The sequence below is a fragment of the Dyella sp. genome, from assembly GCF_035508675.1.
Taxonomy (GTDB): Bacteria; Pseudomonadota; Gammaproteobacteria; order Xanthomonadales; family Rhodanobacteraceae; genus Dyella_B.
In genome coordinates this window covers 1-8,508 of the sequence record NZ_DATJMN010000076.1, presented here as the reverse complement: position 1 = coordinate 8,508, position 8,508 = coordinate 1, and the positions used below count along the sequence as shown (strand labels likewise).

The 8,508-nt window shown below is 60.1% G+C and carries 7 protein-coding genes; 2 read left to right on the top strand and 5 right to left on the bottom strand.

Translation table 11 applies throughout. From position 1 onward, the window contains the following. Positions 1–113 precede the first annotated feature (113 nt). Both VMA74_RS04465 and VMA74_RS04460 read right to left on the bottom strand, forming a co-directional pair. Positions 114–893 carry an ABC transporter permease gene (locus VMA74_RS04465; RefSeq protein ID WP_325365213.1) on the bottom strand — a complete coding sequence of 260 codons (780 nt, stop codon included), beginning with the start codon at positions 891–893 and terminating at the stop codon, positions 114–116. After that, positions 890–1,852, bottom strand: coding sequence for an ABC transporter ATP-binding protein (locus VMA74_RS04460; RefSeq protein WP_325365211.1), 963 nt, complete (start codon positions 1,850–1,852; stop codon positions 890–892). Before VMA74_RS04460 ends, VMA74_RS04465 begins: the two co-directional genes overlap by 4 nt. A 145-nt stretch (positions 1,853–1,997) precedes the next feature. On the opposite strand from VMA74_RS04460, the gene VMA74_RS04455 reads away from it, so the two are divergent. Together VMA74_RS04455 and VMA74_RS04450 are read left to right on the top strand one after the other, a co-directional pair. Further along, positions 1,998–2,744, top strand: coding sequence for an FAD-binding oxidoreductase (locus VMA74_RS04455; protein ID WP_325365209.1), 747 nt, complete (start codon positions 1,998–2,000; stop codon positions 2,742–2,744). Positions 2,745–3,248: 504 nt separating this feature from the next. Then, entirely contained in the window at positions 3,249–3,602 is a 354-nt protein-coding gene (locus tag VMA74_RS04450; RefSeq protein ID WP_325365207.1) for a hypothetical protein, read from the top strand. A gap of 79 nt (positions 3,603–3,681) precedes the next feature. Here VMA74_RS04450 and VMA74_RS04445 read toward each other — a convergent pair whose 3' ends face one another. The 3 genes from VMA74_RS04445 to VMA74_RS04435 are packed head-to-tail and all read right to left on the bottom strand — an operon-like array spanning position 3,682 to position 8,302. Further along, positions 3,682–4,755 carry a fimbrial protein gene (locus VMA74_RS04445; protein WP_325365205.1) on the bottom strand — a complete coding sequence of 358 codons (1,074 nt, stop codon included), beginning with the start codon at positions 4,753–4,755 and terminating at the stop codon, positions 3,682–3,684. A 50-nt stretch (positions 4,756–4,805) separates the two neighbouring features. After that, complete coding sequence (locus tag VMA74_RS04440) at positions 4,806–7,520, bottom strand: fimbria/pilus outer membrane usher protein (RefSeq protein ID WP_325365203.1); 2,715 nt, start codon at positions 7,518–7,520, stop codon at positions 4,806–4,808. Positions 7,521–7,558: 38 nt separating this feature from the next. Then, complete coding sequence (locus tag VMA74_RS04435) at positions 7,559–8,302, bottom strand: molecular chaperone (RefSeq protein ID WP_325365201.1); 744 nt, start codon at positions 8,300–8,302, stop codon at positions 7,559–7,561. Positions 8,303–8,508: the final 206 nt, after the last annotated feature.

The window sequence follows — 8,508 nt, the reverse complement described above, 5'->3', positions numbered from 1 at the left end:
GCTTCCATACCTTTCTGCAGGAAATTCAGCTCTGCGCTAAAGCCCAAGCAACCCCAACCCGACCCTCCCCTACTTCGCAGGGGAGGGAGTAAATCACACCCAAGCACGAGCAATCAGGACCGCAAACCCACCCCACGCTTCAGCAAGTTCAATGCAATCCAAGCCAGCCCGACCACAAACAGCAGCATCACCCCGAACGCCACGCCGATGTGCACGTCGCTGATGCCCAGCACGCCGAAGCGGAACGCGTTCACCATGTACAAAATGGGGTTGATGCGCGAAATCGCCTGCCACGGTTCGCTCAGCATGTTCACCGAATAGAACACGCCGCCTAGATAGGTGAGCGGTGTCAGCACGAAGGTCGGCACCAGCGCGATGTCGTCGAACTTCTTCGCATAAATCGCATTGACGAACCCGGCCAGCGAGAAAATCGTGGCGCCGAACAGCACCGACAGCAGCGTGATCAGGATGTGCGCGATCTGCAGATGGGTGAAGAACAAGGCAATCAGTAGCACCAGCAGGCCCACCACCAGGCCACGCGCTACCGCGCCCGTGACATAGCCCAGCAGGATCACCCAGTTCGACATCGGCGATACCAGCATCTCTTCCACCGAGCGCTGGAACTTGGCGCCGAAGAACGAGCTGGAAATGTTGCCGTAGCTGTTGGTGATGATGCTCATCATCACCAGGCCCGGCACGATGTACTGCATGTAGCTGAATTCGCCCTGGATATTGCCGATGCGGCTGCCGATCAGCTTGCCGAAGATCACGAAGTACAAGGTCATGGTGATCGCGGGCGGAATCAGCGTCTGCGTCCATATGCGCATGATGCGCACGATCTCGCGCCGCACGATGGTTTGCAGCGCGACCATGTTGCCAGACAGGTTGCTCATGCCGCTTTCTCCTTGGAATCCTGGCGGCCCGGTTCTTGTCGGCCATTCTCGACGAGACGCACGAACAGTTCTTCCAGCCGGTTGGTCTTGTTACGCATGGATAGCACCGTAATGCCATGGGTGGTGAGTGCATCGAACAGCGCGTTCATGGCCTGCGTGCGCGGCATTTCGGCTTCCAGCGTGTGTGCATCGACGCGGCGGAACGTGATGCCCGGCAAGCTGGGCAGCTGTTCGGGCAGATTGTTCACGTCGAACACGAAGGTTTCCACGTCCAGCTTCGACAGCAGCAGCTTCATCGAGGTGTTTTCCACGATGGTGCCGTGGTCGATGATGGCGATGTTGCGACACAGCTGCTCGGCTTCTTCCAGGTAATGCGTGGTGAGGATCACCGTGGTGCCGGCGGCATTGATGCCGCTGACGAACTGCCACATGGAGCGGCGGATCTCGATGTCCACGCCTGCGGTCGGCTCGTCCAGGATCAGCAGGCGCGGCTCGTTCATCATCGCGCGCGCGATCATCAGGCGGCGCTTCATGCCGCCGGACAGCGTGCGTGCCTGCTCCTGTGCCTTTTCCCACAGGCGCAGTTCCTTCAGGTATTTTTCGGCGCGCTCGGCGGCGATCTTGCGCGGGATGCCGTAGAAGCCGGCTTCGTTCACGCAGATGTCGAATGGTTTTTCGAACTGGTTGAAGTTGATCTCCTGCGGCACCAGGCCGATCAGCTTCATCGCTTCGTTGCGTTGCTTGTTCACCGATACGCCGAAGATGCGCGCATCGCCCTCGGTGGAGTTCACCAGTGAGGAGAGAATGCCGATCAGGGTGGATTTGCCGGCGCCGTTCGGACCCAGCAGGGCGTAGAAATCGCCGGGCTGCACCGTGAGATTGATGCCTTTGAGGGCCTGGACGCCGTTGCTGTAGGTCTTGCGCAGGTTTTCGACGACTAGCGCGGGGGTAGTGGACATGGGGTGCACCGTGGGGTTGGGGATGGTGTGATTCAAGCCGCCTATGCGGAATGGGGCCAGACCATCCCAGACCCACTATTATAGCGGGCCTTGTCCCGACGACCCGTTCGGCCGGGCGTACTGACTGTTTCCTGCCGGACACTCCATGGCCGAACACTTCACTCTCCGCCTCGTCGACAGCCGCATGCTTGCGCCCGCCGTGCGCCACCTGGGCTTCGAACGGGCCGACGGACAACCGCTTGCCTTCATTCCCGGGCAATTCCTGCAGATCCATTTCCATTACGACGACGGCACGGCCACCAAGCGCAGCTACTCCGTCGCCACCGTGGGTGACGGACACTCGCCGGTGCAGCGCATCGAGATTGCCGTGAGCTACGTAGAAGGCGGCGCCGCCACCAAGCTGCTGAGTGGCCTGAACATCGGCGACACCATCGAGGCGAGCGGCCCATATGGGCGCTTCTGCCTGCAGGACAGCGATACGCATCCGCGCTACCTGCTGCTCGCCACCGGTACGGGCGTTACGCCGTACCGCGCCATGCTGCCGGCGTTCGAAAAGCTGTTGGCAAAAGGCGATCGCGAAGTCGTGCTCCTGTACGGCGCCCGCAATGAAACCGAATTGCTGTACGGCGAAGAGTTCGAAGTGTTCGCGCAGACGCACCCGGGCTTTTCGTTCTACGGCTGCCTGAGCCGCCAGCCGCGTGCCGTACCGAGGCCCAACGATCGCCCCGGCCACGTGCAAAGCGTGCTGCAGGAATTGCAGCCGGCTGCCGATAGGGACATCGCGTATCTGTGCGGCAACCCCAACATGGTGGATGCCGCCTTCACTGCGTTGAAGGAATTTGGCTTGCCGATTCCGCAGATCCGTCGCGAGAAGTACATCTCGTCGCGTTGAGCATGCCAATGCTGGGATTCCATCCCAGCCTGCGCGGCAACAAAATCTGCATGCCGAACTAAAGCGCGTCGGAATCTTGCCGATAAAGATACTGCGAGGATGCAGCGCACTGCGCAAACGTCATCGTCATGACGTTCCGAGCTCTCCGGCGTTACCTGCCAACCGTCCCATGCCCTCCGGACGGCGAAGCTGTACGCCAAGTGGCCGGTGCGCCTCGCGACGGAAAGCCAACGCGCGCAAGCAGCCACCCAAGCACTTGTTTCACAAGGAATTCACGCAACCTACACAGTTACCGCCACGGAGCGTTCACGCAGACTTCTTGACGGTCCTATTGCATGATTTTATGTGATGGGCTTGGCATTTCCGTAACGAGACTCGGCGGAGGCTCTCAAGCACCGGTACACCGCAGCCGATGGTGCCTACAGGTACGCGCGATCCGCGCTGGTACCGGTGGAGGGCGGCATTATGCGTGGTGCGCGTTGGCTTGTTCTGGTGGGTAGTTCCATGGCGATGGTGCTCGCCTCGTCTGCCGTGAAAGCGGGTGGTGGCGGCACGATCGAGGGTGGCACGATCACATTCGTCGGCGCTGTCGTGGAACCGACTTGCAGTGCTCTACCCGCGTCTGGCGACCTGAATTTGGTAATCAGCGCCGCGCAGGCGCATCCGTCCGTTCAACGAAGCTGCTCGAACACCACGACCGCAGCTGCAACAGCGAATGTGTCCCGGCCTTACGAGGTAGATGTCGTGCATCTATCCGGTTCCGAACCTGATCGGGTGCTCAACTATTTCGCCAACTATGTTCGCACTGCCCAGCCTGCATCGGCTGACCCCGTGTTGGTGACACAAACCTACGAGTAGCACTCAAGTTTTATCGGCACGAAGTACGCAAAAGTTGAGCGCCAATTTGCGCGCCCGTTCAGCCTGTTGTGTCGAACCTTCACTGATAGGACATCGTAAACGTGGCGGTACCGCAGACTTGACCCGCGCCGATGGGCGAGCCGGTGGCGTAGTACTGCGCGTAGTAGGTGAGATTGAGCGTGCCGTTGGGCGAGTTGCCAACCGATTGTGCGGTATTGAACTGCACGGGTTGCTGATTGCTTTGCAGCAATTGAATGCCGACGTTTGTCGCGGGCGAGCCAGCAGCGCAAGATGTCGACGGCAGGATCACGCCGGTCGCTGCCGCAGGATTGGCTGTGCTCATGGTCATGTAGAGCGCCCAGCCAGATGGGCAGGTGTACTGGATGGGAAAAGACTTCTGGCCTGCCACAGAGCCAGTCGTCGGCAACGCGTTGACGTCAACGGTTGGCAGCGTGACGCTGAGATTGGTTGAGCCTGCTGCGACGTTACAGGTGCTCATGGATACGTTCACCGTATTTAGCTTGAGCGAGCCAAATGAAGATGAAGCGCCACTGTAGTAGATGGTCTGTCCCCAATATGAGGGAGGCGTGGCAACCGTGTCGGTTTCAAAAATTTCCAGCAGAGTTAGGCTGGTTATCTTGCCAGGCGTAGTGGGTCCGGTTTTGTAGAGCTGCGCGGTGAACGTTACGGAAACGGGATCGGGGCTGCAGTTCTGCCCGTTGAGAACGCCGCTATCAAAATTGCAGTTGATGGTTGCTATGGACCAGCCGGGAGTTCCGTTAGGCCCATTGTTTCCGCTGCTTGCCTGAACAGTTTGCGCCGTGAGAAGGACATCGATACCAGGAATATTGGTCTGGAAGAGAATGCCTCCGCCGGCGGGAGGAGTGCTGGCTGAATCCAGAGGCGCCAGCTGGCCCGTTTGTACATTGAAGCTATCGTAATAATTTGGCGTGTTGGTATAAGCCGGGTAGCAGTCGATGCTAATGGTTGCCTGCACTGCCGAACCAATGGGGCCATTGCTTTGCCCTGGCGTAATGGCAACGGTCGGTATAGTGATTGTTTTGTTTGACGCGTTACATGTGGGGGACTGGGTCGCTTCTGCGGGGCGCATCGCCATCAACAGCAGGCCAATGATCAGCAATAACGCAGACATGCCCCTGGTTGTATATGAGGTCATTAGGTCGTGTCTCATGCGTCGCTCCTTCAATGGTACGCAGCGGCGACAATAGGCATCGCGCAGACGGCATTGAATTGCTCGTATTGCTTCAAGGATTGCTTGTGTTTGTCTTTCGGGTCAAGCCGATAATCGAACGAGCACGATTGCTGCGTGCCCTTGTCGTCCTGCCAGTGTGCGGTCAGTCGTCCAGCTTGGTCGACGCCACGCAATAGAATCTGTCCGGCTTGGCCCACCACGCCCAACGAGAGGCCTTTCTCGTTGAACACTTCGGCGCCGAATGGCAAGGCTTGGCCGTCCTTCAGGCGAGCTTGGACGATGAGCGTGCGACCGTTCTCGGTTTTGAATTTAAGCATTACCACCGCGCCAGCATAGGGCACGACTTGCGCGCTGGTGGCATCGAGTTGCACGTCCAACGGCAACCCCTTGGGATCGATCTGGATGGTATTGAGCTGGTAAGGCATCAGATACGGCACCACCGCATAGCCGAAGTGATCGACGCGCGCACCGGGCGCATTGGCCAGGTGTGCACCCGCGGCGTTCGGCAAATACACGATACCGACCGTGTCGCCGAGCGGTTGGCCGAAGGTGACGCCGCCTGGATGTGCAATCACCGAACCACTCATGTTTACCGATGCCTGCGAGTAGCCGCTGCCATCGCCATAGCTCGCATTGAACACCGCATACGGACTGCGGTAACCCGCGTTCACCGAACCGGTGTTGCCGCCGCCATTGCTGGCGTGCGTCAACGTTGCGTTGTAGTTGAACTGGCTGTCGCTGCCCAGTGTGCCGTCAACCATCGCCTGAGCTTGCGAACCCGTCTGCTGGTCATGGTTGAAGTTCAGCGTAAAGGTTGGAGAGTTCGTATTGTGCCCGAGCGGTAGTGTGAAACTGAGGAAGTACGTGTTGTCGTAGTGACCCAGCGGGTCCACCGAGCGTGTTGCGGAGACGCTATAGGTGACCTGACGGAAGTGGTTGTTGTAGCCGACCTGGAATTGCGTGTCGTTGCCGCGACGATTCCAATAGTTGCTTGCGGAGACGTTGGCGTAGATCGATCCGCCGATGTGTCCCAGCGGTTGGTTAAGCGAGAGCGTGAAATTGCTGCGCTGCCGTTCCACGCCAGTCGTGGAGATAATGGGATTGGTGGTGAACGCACTTCCCGTGAGGGCGGCCTGCTGTGCGGGCGTCAAGACGCTCTGTACGGGTACGCCATCGACCGTCTGCACAATCGGCTGTGTTGTGACCTCGAAAGCACTGATCCCCTGCCGTACGTAATCGCGCGCTTCTTCGGCTTGGGTCAGACTGAGAAAGCCACCCGTGGAATAGCGGTAGGTGGCGACCGACAGCGTCGTCTGTGTCGACGGGATGATCTTGCTGTAGGTCAGGCGCACGCTCTGGCCCGACTGGGTCGAATAACCCGGGATATGCGCGTTGGCTTGGGTGACATCCATCGCGAATGCGCCATAGCGCGTATTGATCGCGGCACCCGCCAGCAGCGCGCCGTAGCCTTGCGATCCCACGATGCCGGCATATCCCGTCAACAGGTTGTTGAAGCCATGCTGCACGGTAGCCTGAAGTACGGCGGGCTTGTCATGGATCGTGGCATCGCGCAGCTCGCCGGCAGCGACGTCAAAACGGGTGACGCCGGGGCGCAGCAGTTGCGCGACCGAGGCATACGGCACGGTGAAGGTGCTCACGTGACCATCAGCTTCCGTTACGGTCACTTGCAGATTGCCGCCATAACCGGTCGGGTAGAGATCGCTGAGCAAGAACGGACCGGGCGATACAGTGGTTTCGTAGATCTCCACGCCGTTTTGCCGCACGGTGATCCTGGCATTGGTCTGTGCAACACCGCGCACTACGGGTGCATAGCCTTGCAGCGATTGCGGCAGCATGCGGTCGTCGGTGCCTAGCTGTATGCCGCGAATGCCATAACTGTCGAAAACCGCGCCATCCGTAAAACTGTCGCCGATCGTCAGTTGCGCGCGCAGCGAGGACAGGTCGCGCTGGACGTAGGTATTGATGTTTTGCCATTGACGGCGGGACGGCGAACCGGCAGTTGCCGACTGCCAGTTGACCGTGGCGTCTTCGCGGAAATGCCAAGGGCCGAGGTTAAAGCCGCTATTGAGCCCCAAATACGAGCTGGTTTGCGTCTGGCCCCGGTTGCTGCTGCGATAAGTGTTGAAGTTGTAGTTCAACAGGGCGGCCGGCACGCCGGCGTCCCAGTATTCGGGATTGACATAGCCGCGCGCCACCTGGCCCAGGTAAGCCTGCGGCACGGTCACGTCGATGCGCAGCTGCGTCATGTCGAAGGTGATGGTAGCGCCGGTGATCAGGCTGTCCATGCTCACGCAGGCCTTTGGGTCGTTCAGGCTCGCAATGGTTTCAGCCGATAGCTTCGCCGGATGCAAACCCAGTTGATCCAGCAACTTCCGGTCGATACACGGTGTGGCGCTGACATTGGCGGAAGGGGCGGCGAACCGCACGTCGCTACGGCCAACCCAGACATTGTTGAGGTAGACGTCTGTGCTGTAGCTGCCTGGAAGCACGGGGTTGCCGTGCTCGAAACGGGACAGGTCGGTGGTGTTCTGTCCGGCGCCGGCAAGCAGGCTGCGGTCGAAATCGGCGTAGCCGCCGCTGGCGCTGGCGTCTGCACCACTGGCCGCCGCCGCAGCGGCAGAAACACTCGTCCAGCCGCTTAGCGCAGCCGCAATGCCCGCGCACAGCAAAATCTGGCGACACACACCATGTCTGGATACAGGCGATGTGCGCCGCCGATGCATCACGGCAACAGGCTGCCCTTGAAGGACGCCGTCGCGCCGTAATCGTTGACGATGTCATAGGCAACCGAAGTGCCTGCTGCCGGCACCGTCGTCAGGTCCTTGACTTTCAGCCGCAGCGAAGCCAGCGGATCGACCATGCCGATGTCACCGCTGTACGACTTGCCGCCGACATCCAATGACAGTTTGACGATGGTGACGTGGTAGGGCGTGGGATTGCGCACTTCCAGTGCATAGCCCTTGCCGTCGGGGACAGCCTTCCAGGTCACTTGTCCGGGCGCCGTTTGAGCATTGCCGGGCAGATGCGCGGGGCGGTAGAAAAGTTTCAGCCGCGAGCGGATCGCGAACTGCAGGAGATTCTTGCCAGCGGATTCTGCCGCGCTGGGCTTGGGCGGTATTTCCAGCACGTTGAGCCAGAACAGCGACTCGCGGTCAGTGGGTAACTGTGCAGGCGTGGAAATGATGCGCAGGTCCTGGTCCTTGTGCGCCTCCATGCGGAACAGCGGCGGCGTGATCAGGAACGGCACGCTGACCTTGTCCGGCGTGGACTTGGGGTCCCCATTGTCGATCCAGGCCTCGACCAAGGCCGGATGGGCGTTGTCGTTGGTCAGTCGCACGGTAACTTCCCCGTCTGCGGCTGGAAACACCACGCGCGTGCCGGCAATCAGGACGCTGGCATTCGCTGCACCAGTGAAAAGGCACGTGGTTAGCAAGACCACGCGGGCTGCGCGGAGGAAGGTGTTCATCGATGGACTCTCGGGATTCAACCAGCGGCGAGGCATGCAGGGCCAACGCTGCGGCGGCGGTTGCCGCACGCCGCAGCGTGCCGGTGCAGCATTTTTTTATTGATACTGGGTCGTGTACGTGACGGTCGTGCTCACCAGGCCGGCCGAAGCGGCAGCCGTGGCGTAGTACTGTGCCTGGTAGTTCAACGTCACGCCGCCGCTGGAGA